Genomic DNA, 15,132 nt, shown 5'->3' with positions numbered 1-15,132 from the left:
AATATTTAGCTATGAAATCTATTCAAAGTAGATGTTTAGTATGCTAATAACAACTCAAATCATTTGAGTAACTAGCAGAAATACGCCTCTCATCACTATTACCATAAGGTTCTTGTTAAATACATATTGCTAGGAGGGTCGGTTAATGTGAGAGATGAATTCAGCAAAAATACAAAAAATACATTATCTAAAAGAGTAGGTGGTTGTTGTTCTAATCCAAATTGTTAAGGGAGAACTTTATATTGAAGAACGATAAAGGGGCAACGTTAAAATGGGGGAAATAATGGATGTTAGTTTAACTTTTGAGTCAAAAGATGAAGGTACAATTATAGTAGGAACAAACAAAGGATTAGATCATTTAACCTACCCAGAAATAAAAAAAATGATAGGTAATAAAATTCTTATTAAATATGCAAATCAAAATGAAATGGTATTAAGCGTTAGCTCTGTTCAAATTTCAACTTCAATGGCTGGAAAGAAGAATATTGGAATATGCATTGGTAAGTTAGCATCTCCTGATCTTGTTCAAGTGGGGGCAAGTATTTACAGTTTGGAACATTAATTAATATCTGTTTAAAGGAGGAATAAAATGAATAAAAATGTTCAATAGATGAGTTGGAAAATTTGCTAGAAGAAAAGAACCCCATAGTTTTATATCATGCAATGACACATATCGGAAAAGAAGGCATTCGTACAGAGGTAATATTTAAAAAATTAAATGGATTATCTTTAAAAAGGGAACATCAAGATAAGATGATAGGTCATTATAAAGTAGGAGACTTAGCAATAGCTACTATGATAAAACTTGGAGAAAAAGAAGATGAGATAACTGGGTTTAAGATATTAGATGAATTTGAAAAAAAGATGGTTTTCCGTTTATTTGAAGAAATCGAATGGTAATGCCTCCTGTTCGTTTGAATGAACGCACTTAATTCAAAACTTATTTCACCTCGAACCATGAGGAGAAATAAGTTTTTTTCATATCTAATGGAGGTGAACCAAATGAATAGAATACTTATTCAAGCTGAGCGTTTGTAATCAATTCATTTTGAAAGTTTAGTCAAGTCCAAAATTCGCCGAAAACGTCGCTCTAGGAGAAACTACTTAGCTGCTGAGTGTGTAGAGTAAAAGCCTAACCAAAAATGGGTAACGGATATTACACAATATTGAGTGGGCGAACGCTGGTGGTATCTTTCTGTGATAAGGACTTGCCAAAGCTTTTGCAAGGCAAAAGATGTGACCGGGCTGATCGTTCATAACGACTAGGGATTCCAGATACAAAATAACAATTGTTTATTTAATGTATTAAATTTCCAAATGATCATTGTCACCATGTTGACGATAATACAAAATGCTGTTATTGTAATTATAGTCAGTATGGTGACAATAAAAAGAAAAGGATATATTTATGGAATATTCTAAAGCGCTTAGAGAGTTATATATAATGCAACAAACTTACGCTACTTTTTTTTCCGTTACTAATAAGTTGCAAATACAAGGCGACAACTATTTTGAGAAATTAACATCACGACAGTACATGATCATGCTGGCAATAGCTCATTTGCCAGAGGATGAAACGACACTTGTTAATATTGCAAGAAAGTTAGAAACAAGCAAACAAAGTGCACAAAAGCTTGTAGTCAATTTAGAGAATAAAGGATACTTGATTACGACACCAAGCAAACGGGACAAACGTGCCATTAACGTGGAAATCACGGAATTAGGGAAAAGAGTCATGCTGGAATGTGGTGAGAAAGCAATATGCCTAATGGCAGATATTTTTAATGAATTCACAACTGAAGAATTAGAAGTGTTATGGAGTTTATTGAAAAGAATATATGGTACTCACAACGAAGAGTACGTTGGTTTTGAGGAAGACGTAAATTATAAATTTGAAGACCTGGAAGGGTTTCAAGGAGCACAAATTCGAGCTTTAGATAGTTTTATTTTGCGGAGAAAACATTTTAAATGATGGAATTGAAAATAGGCAATATTTCCATTCAAGTTCTATATTTTCTTTGGAGGCTACGAGATGAAATTACAAGTACAACCAAGAGTTGCACTTATTGATGAAAAAATCGATTTTTGTGTCACAGGGTTACCACCAGAGGGCAAAATGAAAATAACTGCATCCATGCATTTTCCATGGGCAGTAAGTGAAAAGTATCAATCATTTGCTTGGTTTACTGCGGATTCAAACGGCAGTGTTGATTTATCAAAACACAAACCTGATTCTGGAACTTATGATTATATAGATAGTATGGGGCTTATTACTTCTTTACAAAAGATTAATAGTGAGGGAGGGAATATCGCTCTTAATATTTCAATAGATGATAGTGTATTTATTGATATAGTATGTGAAAATGGACAAGATCGAGAATGTATAAGACTAGAGCGTATGTTCAAGTTACCGGAAGTGAAAAGACAACAGATCACTGATGAATTTATGGGAGAGTTATTTTATTCTGAAAACTCAAATAATAAAACGATTGTAGTATTGGGTGGATCTGATGGTGAACGAAGTGGTCTTTCGCTTTTGTCAGGACCATTGGCATCTAGAGGTTTTAATGTTTTAACCGTTGGATATTTCAATGAAAAGGGATTGCCTAAAAAACTAGAGGAAATTCCCCTTGAATATTTTGAAAAAGTGTTCTCTTGGCTTAAAAAAAATCCATTAACACGTGCTAATGAAATATATGTACACGGTACATCTAAAGGCGGAGAATTGGCGTTACTTTTGGCATCGCGATATAATTTCATTTCTAAAGTTGTGGCTTCTGCACCCCATGCATATTGTTTTCAAGCGTTGGATGGTTTGATGAGTGGTAAAAATGTTTCATCATGGTCATATGAAGGGAGATCATTACCATTTATACCCGTTGATAATGATATTTTTTACGACCATCAGCGTCATTGCTTAGAAAAGAATATACCTTTTGGTTTTACTACTACATATAAAAAAAGTGTGGAAAGGGCAAGAAATAAAGAGGAGGCTCGAATAAAAATAGAGAATGCAAATGCAAATTTATTGCTAATTTCAGGTCATCAAGATAATATTTGGAATACTCACGAGGCATGTGTAGAAATAATGAGTATTTTGAAAAAAAACAATTATAAATACAAATACAATCTTTTAAATTATAAGGATTTAGGTCACTCATTACCATTACCGTTTATTATACCTTTAAGCGAAACATTGAACTTAAAAATGGGTGGAGGCGTTTTTACTTGTGGTGGTACTTTAAAAGGAAATTCTTTTGGTCAATCAGATTCTTGGCAGAAAACAATAGAATTTTTTATGAATTAGGGCGTGTCTTCAAACTCAGGCAAGCCAAACCATAATGGTTGCCAAGGCAAAAAAAGACTTGAATGTACACGCTAATTTATCATAGTGAGTCGCCAGACGACGATAAATTCTTTACTTTATTAAAGAAGCATTCCACCAAATAACGTTTTTTTGTAAACGTCCTGATCATATTTTAGGGTGACTCGGCGATTTTTCTTTCCGTGAATCACTGAATAGCCTGTTGTTCCTTCAAAAACATGCGAATGACATGGATATCTTACGCGCGGTCGTCAAACACTTGGGATGAACATTCCGGGATTATTCGTTTTAGGTTCCATGTTTTTTTCGACAAACAGTAATGATGGAAGGAGATAAAGGAGTGAACGGTGTTTTATCCCAGTCCGAATATTGATTTTCAATACAAAAGCCGCGGCTCGTTAATAAACGCTGAAGCGTGTCATTATCAGTAAAGCGACATGCAATTCGAGAAATTGTTTTCTCCGATCCCCAATCACGGAACGTGACCCAGTGCATGATCTGGTTACTTGAATCATACGACTGTGTCCCAGATATCTTGACTTTAATTCCATCTTTATCGATAAAATTTCCCCAGATGCTTTCCTCTTGGTTGGATAAATCGGTTCCCAAGGGGTTTCGTGTTTCAAAAACAAATATCCCATTTGATTCTAGGTGCTTGTAGACGGTTTCGAGTAAGGCTCGTTGATCCTCATCGCTCAAAAATGCCTGGAATGCATTTCCTGTCAAATAAATCATGGAAAAACGCTTTTCGGAATCGAATGTACGAGCATCAGCTTCAATAAAATCCACAGGCAAACCTTGAGCTTTAACCCGCGCATATTCAAGCATCGATGAAGAAATATCAACACCTGTTATATGTATCCCCGATTTTGATAAATGAATGGTTGTCAATCCTGTACCACATGCAAGTTCCAGAACCTCGCCTGGGTTCAATCTAGCCATATCAAGATAGAAATTGTACTTATTAGTCTCGCCGCCAAATTCAAGATCATAATTAATCGGGTCTCGATACTCTTCAAGATTATCGTGATTTATCAATATGAATCATCCCTCCACTACACTACAGATTTCTTTAAATCATCCTTCATTATACCATCCATTCTCGGTTTTGCGATATATGGAAACGGTGTTGATGTTTTATAAAAAAAAGGACTGACGCGCCAGCACTTTTAAAACAAAAAAGCCGCTAATTTAGCGGATCTGATGGGGCAATATCTTTTTACTGGACGAGAGCGTGTCTTTAAACCTAATTTAACATCTCTTGAAAATTACACTACTAAGGGATGCCATAACCCGTTTAAAAAATGCTGATTTACGTATACGTGATGTTAAGGGAGAACTTTATATTGAAGAATGATAAAGGGGGCAACGTTTAAAATGGGAAAAATAATGGATGTTAGTTTAACTTTTGAGTCAAAAGATGAAGGTACAATTATAGTAGGGACAAACAAAGGATTAGATCATTTAACCTACCCAGAAATAAAAAAAATGATAGGTAATAAAATTCTTATTAAATATGCAAATCAAAATAAATGGTATTAAGCGTTAGCTCTGTTCAAATTTCAACTTCAATGGCTGAAAAGAAGAATATTGGAATATGCATTGGTAAGTTAGCATCTCCTGATCTTGTTCAAGTGGGGGCAAGTATTTACAGTTTGGAACATTAATTAATATCTGTTTAAAGGAGGAATAAAATGAATATAGTAAAAAAAATTGAAGAAGGAAAATGTTCAATAGATGAGTTAGAAAATTTGCTAGAAGAAAAGAACCCCATTGTTTTATATCATGCAATGACACATATCGGAAAAGAAGGCATTCGTACAGAGGAAATATTTAAAAAATTAAATGGATTATCTTTAAAAAGGGAACATCAAGATAAGCTGTTAGGCCATTATAAGTTGGGAGACTTAGCAATAGCTACTATGATAAAACTTGGAGAAAATGAAGATGAAATATCTGGTTTTAAAATTTTAGATAAATTTGAAAAAAAGATGCGTTTCCGTCTTTTTGAAGAAGTCGATTGGTAAGTCTCCTGTTCATCTGGATAAATGTACTCAGTTAAAAACTTATTTCACCTCGAACGCTGAGCAGAAATAAGTTTTTTTATATCTAAATGGGCGACTAAAAGAAAAGGATCGGGCATTAATGAGAGGGGATAAATGTTATTTATAGATTGAAGTTTGAATTGTAAGATAACTCATGATTGATGGCTATTCTGGATAGAACTAGTCGCATAAAATGACATGAATATAAGCTTCGCAACAGCCTGGAATTATTAGCATACTCCACAAGTTGCAAAGCTGTCGCACTTGTTCCAAAGTGGCGTTTATGGTATTATATTCCTGGATATCGTTTCCCCGACTGCGTAGCCTAAAACTCGCTTCCACGCTTACTAACGACATAATATTCCTTTGTAATTATGTAAAAGATTTCAAGTTCAACTCTAAAGTTAAAGTTTTCAATCGGTACGTGAAATGATAAAGAAGGGAGGGGAATTTGGGAATTGACTTTTGAGCACAAACAGCTCGAATGCACCATCTTGCATGAAGACGACTGTTATGGCTTGCCATCGGTGAATTAAGGCGCTGATATCCAAAAGAATGCCTGGAACCGTGCAACGCAGTTTGCTGTATGTACCGTAACCAAGGTAATTATAAAAAGCCATTAACTGAAATTTATTGGGCGAAAATAAAAATGATGAACTGGCTAATTCGTCTTGAGTCGAGTCCCCGCCCAAAATTGAAAGCGGTTACAAGTTTAGGGGAGAAGCTATAAACATCTGCTGAAAATATTAAAAGTCCAAGTTTCGGAGCACCAACCTTCAAATAGGATACAAAATTACTAATTAAATCTATGCATAGGCAATTTGTAAACTTTTAATAGACATGATATATAAAAATGGAGGTAATATGTTTATGATTAAAAAATTTTCGGTGTTTTTATTAGCTTTTACATTATTGCTGAGTTGTTTACCAATGGTACCTGTACATGCTGCTAACAATGCAATTGCAAAGCTTCCAGGGAATTCAAATCCTCTTATGGACCATAAATTGGGGGCGGATCCCTATGCGTTGGTCTATGATGGAAGGGTTTATATCTATATGTCAAGTGATGCATATGTATATAACAGTAATGGAACGGTGAAAGAGAATGATTTTAGTGAACTAAATAAAATATTCGTCATATCTTCTGCTGACATGGTGAACTGGACAGACCACGGTGCAATTCCGGTCGCAGGATACAATAACCAAAATAATGGAAAAGGTGTTGCAAAATGGGCATCACTCTCATGGGCACCGGCCGTTGCACATAAAAAAATAAATGGTAAGGATAAATTCTTCCTTTATTTTGCAAATGGTGCCTCAGGTATTGGTGTACTAACTGCAGACACTCCGATAGGACCATGGACAGACCCACTCGGAAAGGCTCTTGTTACACACAGTACAACTGGAATGTCTGGAGTTACATGGCTTTTTGACCCGGCAGTATTGGTGGATGATGATGGTACAGGATATCTATATGTTGGTGGAGGTATACCCAATACTTCGGACCCAGCTTCAATTGCAAATCCTAAAACAGCCAGAGTTTTAAAACTGGGCGCTGATATGACCAGTATTATTGGAAGTGCAGTAACCATTGATGCTCCTTACATGTTTGAAGACTCAGGAATTCATAAGTATAACGGCAAATATTATTACTCTTATTGTATCAATTTCTCCGGTACACACCCGTCAAATTACCCAGCAGGTGAAATAGGCTACATGGTGAGCAGCAGTCCTATGGGCCCCTTTACTTATACAGGACATTTCCTGAAAAATCCACAAGCATTTTTCGGAGTTGGTGGAAATAACCATCATTCGGTGTTTAACTTTAATAACCAATGGTATGTAGTGTACCATTCCCAAACTGTCAGCAAGGCTCTGTTGGGAGAAGGGAAAGGATATCGTTCTCCTAATATTAACAAGCTTATCCATAATACGAATGTAACGATACAAGAGGTTCAGGGAAATATGGCAGGCGTGCCTCAGATAGCGAATCTTAATCCATACAATAGGATTGAGGCTGAAACAATCGGGTGGAATGCAGGGATTACAACCGAGGCGAGTCAAGCATCAGGCGGACCGACAAATAATCTTAATGTGACAAACGTACACAATGGAGATTGGATCGCTGTAGGAAATGCCGACTTTGGTAGCGGTGGAGCCAAGACATTTAAAGCAAACATAGCATCCAATGCAGGCGGTAAAATAGAAATACGTCTGGACAGTGCAACGGGTCCTCTGGTTGGAACTCTTAATGTCAGTTCTACTGGAGGAACACAGACCTGGAAGGAAGTTGAAACCACTGTAAGCAATGCAACAGGAGTCCACAAGGTTTTCTTAGTGTTTACCGGAACAGGGACTGGTAACTTATTTAATATTGATTACTGGCAGTTTACACCCAATACTACTGGAACAAGGGTTGAAGCTGAGGATATGACTCTCGGTGGTACTTACGCTGGGAAGATCAGTTCTCCTTTCAATGGGGTCGCTTTATACGCCAATGATGATTATAGTGCATACACTCAGTATTTTGCCAACTCTACTCATAGTATTTCAGTCAGGGGTGCTTCGAATAACTCCAGTACCGCCAGAGTAGACTTGCAAATAGGAGGAACCACAGTTGGTTCCTTTTATTTTACTGGAACTACGCCGACGGTCCAAACCTTGTCTAATATCACCCATGTAACCGGAAATCAAGAGGTCAGACTGATCGTAACCACCGATAACGGGACTTGGGATGCCTATGTGGATTATTTACAATTTAATTAACTAAAACTAAAAGCTTTTGAACCTATCAAAGATTAGGGGCGATTCTAATATGTATAGGAGGATAAGTGTGCTTTTATTAGTTTTACCATTATTCATGAGTATGATGTCCAATACTTCTGTATTTGCAGCTACTACTTTTACAAATCCGTTTATAAATGCTGATTCTCCAGACAACGATGTTATCAGGGTAGGTAATACTTTTTATATGACTAGCACGACCATGCACATGAATCATGGAGTTCCGATCATGAAATCTTATGATCTCGTCAATTGGGAAATCGTAAATTATGTTTACGATACGTATGCCAACAATGACGCACAAAATCTTAACAACGGGCAGAACGAATATGGAAAAGGCTCGTGGGCAAGCAGCCTTAGATATTATAACGGCATCTACTATGTGTCCTTTGGCTCCAATTCTACCGGCAAAACATACATCTATCAAACCAGCAATATAGAAACTGGTCCATGGACATCATCAGTGCTTGGCAACTATTATCATGACGCATCGCTGCTGTTTGATAATGGACGTGTATTCTTGGTTTATGGCAGTGATAATATCAGCATTATTGAGCTTACTGCAGATGCAAAGGCTATCAAGCCAGGGGGACTTAATCAGGTGATTATTTCCGCTGCCAGTAATATTGCCGGTTCCAGCTTCATAGTCAAGGCTGAAGGCGCGCACATACAAAAGATCAAGGGAATGTACTATATATTTCTTATATGCTGGCCATCGGGAGGCAACCGCACACAATTAACCTATCGTGCAAGTAGCTTGACAGGACCCTATACAGGTCAGGTGTCATTGAATGATTCAGGTATTGCACAGGGGGGAATTGTTGATACTCCTTCTGGCTCCTGGTATGCTATGCTGTTTAAAGACAGCGGAGCAATTGGACGTATGCCGTATCTTGTTCCGGTTACATGGTCAAATAATTGGCCGGTATTCGGTGTTAACGGTAAGGTTCCTCTTACGATGGATGTTCCTGTTGAAGGTTATCCCGAAAAGAAGGTCTATGCATCTGATGAGTTTTCATCTTCTCAAGCCTCCAGTCAGCTTATTGCAAACGGTGGATTTGAAAATGCCACCATAAGCCCGTGGACGAATAATAACACTGCAATTGTTGCAGCAACCACTACAGACTATTACATCGGCTCAAAAAGCTTGTTTGTCAGCGGTAGACAACAAACAGCTGCTGGTCCAAAACAAGTAATTACCGGAAAAGTAACAGCTGGCGGAATGTATAATTTTTCTGCAAAGGTTAAATACACTGAAGGTCCTGCCACTAAGCAATTTAATTTTGGTATTCAGAATGGTCCAAGTTACACAGGTATATCGATTCTTAAGTCCACCACGCTAACCAAGGGCCAATGGGGCACAATTCAAGGAACATATACACTTCCGGCAGGTGCCGACCTCTCACAAACATTTATTTTCATTGAGACACCCTACAGTTCAACCCCAGACCCAACAAATGATTTGATGAATTTCTATGTGGACGATGTTTCGTTTACAGGAACCTCGTCTTCTGAAGCGACTCTTAAAAAGGAGTGGCAATGGAACCACAATCCTGACAATACTCATTGGTCCCTTACACAGCGTCCTGGATTTATGAGAATGACTACAGGGAAAGTGAGTAAAAGTATTCTGGATGCCAGAAATACGCTTACCCAAAGGACATTTGGACCGAAAAGTACAGGAATCATTGCAATGGAAACAAACGGGATGAAGGACGGAGACTATTCCGGTCTTGCAGCTTTTCAGGCTAATTATGGATTTGTAGGCATAAAGATGAACGGGACCTCCAAATTCATTGTTATGGTGAATGCCAGCTCTGGAGCAATGACTGAAGTGGCAAGTGTCCCTTTCACCCAGAACAGAGTATATCTTAAGCTTATATGTGATTTTACAAATCAGATGGATAAAGCATATTTCTACTACAGTCTTGACGGCACAAATTGGACGGCTATAGGCAACACACTTCAGATGTCATATACAATCCCTCACTTTATGGGATACCGTTTTGCTTTGTTCAATTATGCTACTAAATCAACGGGTGGTTTTGTTGATTTTGATTATTTAAACTTGCAGTGACAAACAAGAGGGTTTGAAGCTGTGGATCTAAGTTCGTTTCTTGCGCTCCTTCAAGGTTCTTCAGTTCGAAAATCTAACCTTGCTAGGCCGCATGAATTGAAAAGCTCAGAGGAAATTACGGACTTCTCCATTGAGATAACAGGGGAAAATGAATGGACTAAACCGACTCCATAATTGGAGTCGGTTTTTACTTGCCAATTGGATAACAACGATTGAAGCTATGGAACTACGATTTTGATGGGCATGTTGCGCATAAAAAAATATATATTTACTGTTGTTATAGGAACTTCTTCATTTCATTAAATGCTAACTCTCTGTGACCTGCTTGGCAATGTTGCTCACCGCCCGTTTCTTTAGTAAATACCTTGGTTGTAATGGACGCAGCATTGATTAATTCTTGTTGGATTTGAGCGAGTCGGCTAATAGGTACGTATTGATCATCTTCTCCAGCTAATAAAAAAACATCTTGATTAATGAATGCTCCAATGCCTTGCATCGTGTGCTTTTCGAAATTTTTAATGAGATCAAAGGGCGTTACTTCACCGGTGTTTTCCATCCCTTTGGTAATCTTCCAATGCAAATCAATATTGTGAGTGATCATCTGTTCGAATAATGTATTCACTTGATCTACTTCATTACGATCAACGAGCTGCATCATGCTCTGATACGTTTCTTCTGGCATCCCCATTTTTAAGGCATCTAAACCACAATAGAAAATGTTAAAAGCAACTACTTTATCGATTCTCTTTTCGAAGGCTGCCGCACGCATAGCTAAATATCCTCCCCAAGAAGCACCTACGAGACTAACACGATCTAATTTGAAATAATCAATCACCGTTGATATGGGCTTTTCCCAGTTATGAATGAATTTTAGGCCATTTTTTAAAGCAGTTCCTTGGCCAGGGCCATCGAATACAATAATATTGTAATCAATTCCCTTCATAAATCTCATCATTTTAAGCATCTCTTCCATGTAAGAATCATACCCACCAAAGACAAGCAATGTTTTCGTAGCTCCAGGTGTCAATAATTTTACAGCAGGAAGATACGAGTCTTCATAGGGAATCTTGTAGGATTCATAATCAAAATCATGAAAGCCTTTATAGAATGTTTCTCTATATTTTCGATACATTTTTTCTTTATTGGGGTTTGTGGTTGCAAGATAAAATTCTGCAGCTTGATAGTAGACTGAGGCTAAGTCATAGTCCTTGCTGTCTTCGCGTTTCTTTGCAAAATTGAGCCAAGCTTCATACCAGCTATGGGTGTCGTTTAATTTCGGAATCATTTTTTCCAAGTCAGCTTGTGCTCGATCATCTTCTTGATAATAATCATTGATAAAACGATTAATTTGAAGATTGAACTGTTCGTTATTGACATAGGATTTAAACATATATTGTCCTCCTTCAATTTGGGTATGTGCTTACTATAGAGTATAGTTACTACATAAAAAATAATTAGTATCGCATAATCTGTAGGATATCTTACACGGTATATATGAAGTGTTCGAAAACTTACACATAAGGAGCAAGTGGTTAAATGAATGAAGATATCAGAATTTATAAAACAAAAATAGCTATTGAGCGAGCTTTAATAGAATTACTCCAACAACATCATTTTAAAGATATTACGATCAAAAAAATCTGTGATCAAGCTCTTATCGGACGTTCTACTTTTTATAGTCATTATTTAGATAAGTACGACTTGCTAGAAAAAAACAGTATGCTTCTGATTTTAAAGTTGAAATTGAGCAGCGTTTTGATTCCACGGAAGATGGCAAGGTGGCAAACGCCATAGAACTTGTAACCGATAATATGATTAAAAATAAGCTGGAAATTTCAACATTGTTAACCGTTCATGAAGTATCCGCTGATTTACGTAAAGAATTTGAACAAATTTTGTTTCGGACTTGTTTAGATTATTTAAAGCAACAGAATCCTTCAACTTCGATCGCATTGGAGTATTTAGCTGAACTATATGCTGCTAACTCAATGACGTCTATTCAGTGGGTTTTGAAAAATGGTAAAGATACTAACATCATTCTTCTTTTAGATCAAATGCAAGAATATATTTTTAATCAGTTAAAGTCTGATCTATATACAAGTTAGCACGCGTGGAGTATGGGTTGCAGGAATAAACAATGAAGATCTATTTTGTGAAATGCAAAATAACACTTTGTTAAAGTTCAATCACGAATTAACAAAGTGTTATTTTAAATAATCTTCTCGACCACAACATCGTTTCACCAAAGGTAACTTGCTGGAACTTTAACTTTATAATCCTTGGGTAAGTCCTAATATCTGATCATTCACATGTACATTACTTAATCCCCCGTGATAACAAACTACGGATGCAATGTCGAGATCTAAGTACTTTTTTAATGAGAGATGAGCTGCATCCATATCCGGTGTGGTCAGGACATGAATTCCCCCGAGAATCCCGTTAACACTGTACATCGAATCCCCGGCAATAAGAGTCTTACTTTGCATTAAATAAAGGCTGATATGGCCAGGAGTATGCCCAGGCGTATGGATGACTCGAATTCTGCCGCAAAAAGGCAGTTCCTGACCATCTATTAAGGTATCATCCACTTTGCCCTTCGGGGGATTCTCAAGGTGACTATCTTTTAAAAGTGGGATATCCCCCTGAATATACGGCTTATCTAGTTCGTGTGCATAGACTTTGATATGATGGCCACACTCCTGCAAAATCTCAGGAAGACAACCTATATGATCCACATCTTGATGCGTCAAAATCACAACTTTTAGTTTGTCAAACGACACGCCTACCTTTTCCATAGCCTCGCGTAAATCTTCCATTTGCCCAGGGAATCCTGTGTCTATTAAAACAGACGTTTCTTGATCCCACAAAAGAATGGGGTGAATCATATTCCCATGAAAATCTAGCTGAAGCATTTCTACTCCCTGTGAAATTTCCATAATATCGGGCCTCCGTACAATGTAATTGCCACCCATGCTAAAATAGGTTCAAGGGGCGAATCCAACTCTGTGGCGTTGCCGTTCCTTAATGTCAATGGATACGGTGCGAATGGACGTAATAGGAATAACAAGCGTCTGATATTGCGTAAGGTATTTAACGAACTTGTCGTCAATCTGATCCAGTATCCCGTCGCATACATGGGTCCCATCTATAAAATGAATAGTTACTTCCTTGCCTTGTAAGCTTGCTAACATGATATCACCTCGTATTATTTCTTGAAGTTTCTTGCAGATCATTAGGTTTTGAGCATACTCTACAAAGAAGTTATCACTTGATCAATAACACCATATTCCAGTGCCTCCTGAGCGGACATGTAAAAGTCCCGATCCATATCTTTTTCGACTTTTTCAAAAGGTTGCCCGGTCCGTTCCGCTGTGATACGGGTTGCCTTTTCACGAGTCCATAAAATTCGTTTTGCGCTGATCACAATATCGCTGGCCTGACCTTGTGCGCCCCCGTGCGGCTGATGGATCATGATTTCACTGTTCGGCAACGCCGAACGTTTCCCTTTGGCGCCCGCCAGCAACAGGATCGCGCCAAACGAAGCAGCGAATCCCGTACATATCGTGTGTACATCGGGTTTGATGTACTGCATCGTATCATAAATGGCAAATCCTGCGGAAGTAGAGCCACCCGGGCTGTTGATATACATGTAAATTTCTTTTTCCGGATCTTCTGCCGCCAGGAACAATAATTGAGCAATAATACTGTTAGCCAAATGATCATCGATGGCTGCCCCGACAAACACAATACGATCCTTTAAGAGTCTGGAATAGATATCGTACGATCTTTCACCTTGAGCGGTTTGCTCAACAACATAAGGAACATAAGCACTCATTTTGATACCCCCAATTTCCCGTTTTCAGTTGATTTCTCCTTGTAAACGAACCGAGGCCGTAAAAAGATACGGAGGTTTCAATGGGAAAACGATTTGCGTAAATGGTGTAACTTTTACAACCACTTGTTCGTTTACATTGGAGGTAACAAATGGCTTTGCTCTAGGAAAGGGCAGAATAAGACTGTGGAGGAGAGGACCTATGCGCATAGATGATTCTATACAAATGACAGATAATACAATAAACATCGAGAACTTGGAGGAATTACAGGCGGTCCTGAAACGTTACTGTCTGTCGCTTACGAAATCAAATTGGGATGCGGAAGAACTGGCTCAGGACACTTGGATAAAAGCATTAGGTAAGTTAAATAGCTTCGAGCATACAAACCCCAAAGCGCTTTTGCTACGAATTGCTAAGAACACCTGGATTGATGATATACGGAGAAAAGCAGTCTACACTCGAATATTGAATAGGGAACAAGCGAAAGTAACTGTACCGGATCATGGATCTTTTGAAATCGAGATAGCGTTGCAGTCCTTAATGAAACATTTATCTCCGCTTCAGAGAACTGTTTTTTTGCTGCGAGATGTGTTTGGATATTCGATTAGCGAGACATCCGACATGCTCGAAACAACGGAGGGAGCGGTAAAAGTTGCACTCCACCGGGCACGAAAATCGCTTGAAGCAGTCAAGAAGGATATCCTCAAAGGAGAGTTATCCTTACCGGAAAGTGAAAACTCGAAGACTTTTCTAAGGGCGTTGACGGCGGCATATCAGATGGGAGATATTGCAGCAATGCTTATGCTCTCCCATCAGGATGAAATGGAGCCGGACGTGGTGATCGGAAACGTCAATCATAAGCTGCACCGGAGTCTCGCTACAATAAAACAAACGAATTCCCATACCATGAGTATGAAAGCGGCGTAGTTTGCGAAGAGAAATGCGGGGCTGATCATAGTAGTTGTTTCTGACCCGGGGGTAGTGTCAGCTTCGCTAGTACTACCCGTGTAGATCAAGAGGGTACTAGCGATGCACAGGACAAGCACATTGCGAATTTGTCTAGCAAAG

At 38.1% G+C, this 15,132-nt stretch carries 16 protein-coding genes; 11 read left to right on the top strand and 5 right to left on the bottom strand.

Annotation, left to right across the window (positions count from 1 at the left end; genetic code table 11):
* Window positions 1–271 precede the first annotated feature (271 nt).
* The 4 genes from NLX73_RS22840 to NLX73_RS22825 all read left to right on the top strand — a co-directional run bounded on the left by NLX73_RS22840 (window position 272) and on the right by NLX73_RS22825 (window position 3,307).
* Window positions 272–562 carry a hypothetical protein gene (locus NLX73_RS22840; RefSeq protein ID WP_254327437.1) on the top strand — a complete coding sequence of 97 codons (291 nt, stop codon included), beginning with the start codon at window positions 272–274 and terminating at the stop codon, window positions 560–562.
* Window positions 563–624: 62 nt separating this feature from the next.
* Window positions 625–900 carry a hypothetical protein gene (locus NLX73_RS22835; protein WP_254327436.1) on the top strand — a complete coding sequence of 92 codons (276 nt, stop codon included), beginning with the start codon at window positions 625–627 and terminating at the stop codon, window positions 898–900.
* 508 nt (window positions 901–1,408) lie between these two features.
* On the top strand, window positions 1,409–1,972 hold the full coding sequence (locus NLX73_RS22830) for a MarR family winged helix-turn-helix transcriptional regulator (RefSeq protein ID WP_061830185.1): 564 nt from the start codon (window positions 1,409–1,411) through the stop codon (window positions 1,970–1,972).
* A 60-nt stretch (window positions 1,973–2,032) separates the two neighbouring features.
* Window positions 2,033–3,307 carry an acyl-CoA thioesterase/bile acid-CoA:amino acid N-acyltransferase family protein gene (locus NLX73_RS22825; protein ID WP_254327435.1) on the top strand — a complete coding sequence of 425 codons (1,275 nt, stop codon included), beginning with the start codon at window positions 2,033–2,035 and terminating at the stop codon, window positions 3,305–3,307.
* A 306-nt stretch (window positions 3,308–3,613) separates the two neighbouring features.
* On the opposite strand, the gene NLX73_RS22820 is transcribed toward NLX73_RS22825, so the two are convergent.
* A complete protein-coding gene (locus NLX73_RS22820; protein WP_254327434.1) occupies window positions 3,614–4,363 on the bottom strand; it encodes a class I SAM-dependent DNA methyltransferase in 750 nt (249 codons plus the stop codon).
* Window positions 4,364–4,702: 339 nt separating this feature from the next.
* On the opposite strand from NLX73_RS22820, the gene NLX73_RS22815 reads away from it, so the two are divergent.
* The 4 genes from NLX73_RS22815 to NLX73_RS22800 all read left to right on the top strand — a co-directional run bounded on the left by NLX73_RS22815 (window position 4,703) and on the right by NLX73_RS22800 (window position 10,231).
* A complete protein-coding gene (locus NLX73_RS22815) occupies window positions 4,703–4,867 on the top strand; it encodes a hypothetical protein (RefSeq protein WP_254327433.1) in 165 nt (54 codons plus the stop codon).
* Window positions 4,868–5,019: 152 nt separating this feature from the next.
* Complete coding sequence (locus NLX73_RS22810; protein WP_254327432.1) at window positions 5,020–5,352, top strand: hypothetical protein; 333 nt, start codon at window positions 5,020–5,022, stop codon at window positions 5,350–5,352.
* A gap of 888 nt (window positions 5,353–6,240) precedes the next feature.
* Window positions 6,241–8,136 (top strand): carbohydrate-binding protein, encoded by a 1,896-nt coding sequence (locus NLX73_RS22805; protein WP_254327431.1) that lies wholly within the window; start codon window positions 6,241–6,243, stop codon window positions 8,134–8,136.
* Between the two features lie 67 nt (window positions 8,137–8,203).
* The gene (locus NLX73_RS22800; RefSeq protein ID WP_254327430.1) at window positions 8,204–10,231 is read left to right on the top strand and encodes a beta-xylosidase family glycoside hydrolase; all 2,028 of its coding nucleotides are present in this window, start codon (window positions 8,204–8,206) and stop codon (window positions 10,229–10,231) included.
* A gap of 277 nt (window positions 10,232–10,508) precedes the next feature.
* Here NLX73_RS22800 and NLX73_RS22795 read toward each other — a convergent pair whose 3' ends face one another.
* Window positions 10,509–11,621, bottom strand: coding sequence for an alpha/beta fold hydrolase (locus NLX73_RS22795; protein WP_254327429.1), 1,113 nt, complete (start codon window positions 11,619–11,621; stop codon window positions 10,509–10,511).
* 146 nt (window positions 11,622–11,767) lie between these two features.
* On the opposite strand from NLX73_RS22795, the gene NLX73_RS22790 reads away from it, so the two are divergent.
* Both NLX73_RS22790 and NLX73_RS22785 read left to right on the top strand, forming a co-directional pair.
* Window positions 11,768–12,025 (top strand): TetR/AcrR family transcriptional regulator, encoded by a 258-nt coding sequence (locus NLX73_RS22790; protein ID WP_254327428.1) that lies wholly within the window; start codon window positions 11,768–11,770, stop codon window positions 12,023–12,025.
* Window positions 12,010–12,336: a hypothetical protein gene (locus NLX73_RS22785; RefSeq protein ID WP_254327427.1), complete on the top strand. Its 327-nt coding sequence runs from the start codon at window positions 12,010–12,012 to the stop codon at window positions 12,334–12,336. Before NLX73_RS22790 ends, NLX73_RS22785 begins: the two co-directional genes overlap by 16 nt.
* A gap of 165 nt (window positions 12,337–12,501) precedes the next feature.
* On the opposite strand, the gene NLX73_RS22780 is transcribed toward NLX73_RS22785, so the two are convergent.
* From NLX73_RS22780 to clpP, 3 genes are read right to left on the bottom strand one after another with little or no spacing between them, the layout of a single operon-like run.
* Entirely contained in the window at window positions 12,502–13,167 is a 666-nt protein-coding gene (locus NLX73_RS22780) for an MBL fold metallo-hydrolase (protein WP_254327426.1), read from the bottom strand.
* Between the two features lie 48 nt (window positions 13,168–13,215).
* Window positions 13,216–13,422, bottom strand: a complete 207-nt coding sequence (locus NLX73_RS22775) for a hypothetical protein (protein ID WP_254327425.1) — start codon at window positions 13,420–13,422, stop codon at window positions 13,216–13,218.
* A gap of 59 nt (window positions 13,423–13,481) precedes the next feature.
* Complete coding sequence (gene clpP / locus NLX73_RS22770; protein WP_254327424.1) at window positions 13,482–14,066, bottom strand: ATP-dependent Clp endopeptidase proteolytic subunit ClpP; 585 nt, start codon at window positions 14,064–14,066, stop codon at window positions 13,482–13,484.
* A gap of 199 nt (window positions 14,067–14,265) precedes the next feature.
* Between clpP and NLX73_RS22765 the strand changes: the two genes are divergently transcribed.
* On the top strand, window positions 14,266–14,991 hold the full coding sequence (locus tag NLX73_RS22765) for an RNA polymerase sigma factor (RefSeq protein ID WP_254327423.1): 726 nt from the start codon (window positions 14,266–14,268) through the stop codon (window positions 14,989–14,991).
* Window positions 14,992–15,132 lie beyond the last annotated feature (141 nt).

This window comes from Paenibacillus sp. CH40 (assembly GCF_024213605.1).
GTDB lineage: Bacteria > Bacillota > Bacilli > Paenibacillales > Paenibacillaceae > Paenibacillus > Paenibacillus polymyxa_B.
The sequence above is the reverse complement of the archived record's forward strand: the minus strand, read 5'-3'. Positions and strand labels throughout refer to the sequence as shown.

Bases quoted from the DNA above. Each gene is read 5' to 3' on its own strand.
- NLX73_RS22780 (WP_254327426.1), bottom strand. From the start codon at position 13,167: ATGGAAATTTCACAGGGAGTAGAAATGCTTCAGCTAGATTTTCATGGG.
- NLX73_RS22815 (WP_254327433.1), top strand. From the start codon at position 4,703: ATGGGAAAAATAATGGATGTTAGTTTAACTTTTGAGTCAAAAGATGAA.
- NLX73_RS22775 (WP_254327425.1), bottom strand. From the start codon at position 13,422: ATGTTAGCAAGCTTACAAGGCAAGGAAGTAACTATTCATTTTATAGAT.
- NLX73_RS22765 (WP_254327423.1), top strand. From the start codon at position 14,266: ATGCGCATAGATGATTCTATACAAATGACAGATAATACAATAAACATC.
- NLX73_RS22825 (WP_254327435.1), top strand. From the start codon at position 2,033: ATGAAATTACAAGTACAACCAAGAGTTGCACTTATTGATGAAAAAATC.
- clpP (WP_254327424.1), bottom strand. From the start codon at position 14,066: ATGAGTGCTTATGTTCCTTATGTTGTTGAGCAAACCGCTCAAGGTGAA.
- NLX73_RS22790 (WP_254327428.1), top strand. From the start codon at position 11,768: ATGAATGAAGATATCAGAATTTATAAAACAAAAATAGCTATTGAGCGA.
- NLX73_RS22795 (WP_254327429.1), bottom strand. From the start codon at position 11,621: ATGTTTAAATCCTATGTCAATAACGAACAGTTCAATCTTCAAATTAAT.
- NLX73_RS22810 (WP_254327432.1), top strand. From the start codon at position 5,020: ATGAATATAGTAAAAAAAATTGAAGAAGGAAAATGTTCAATAGATGAG.
- NLX73_RS22840 (WP_254327437.1), top strand. From the start codon at position 272: ATGGGGGAAATAATGGATGTTAGTTTAACTTTTGAGTCAAAAGATGAA.
- NLX73_RS22830 (WP_061830185.1), top strand. From the start codon at position 1,409: ATGGAATATTCTAAAGCGCTTAGAGAGTTATATATAATGCAACAAACT.
- NLX73_RS22805 (WP_254327431.1), top strand. From the start codon at position 6,241: ATGATTAAAAAATTTTCGGTGTTTTTATTAGCTTTTACATTATTGCTG.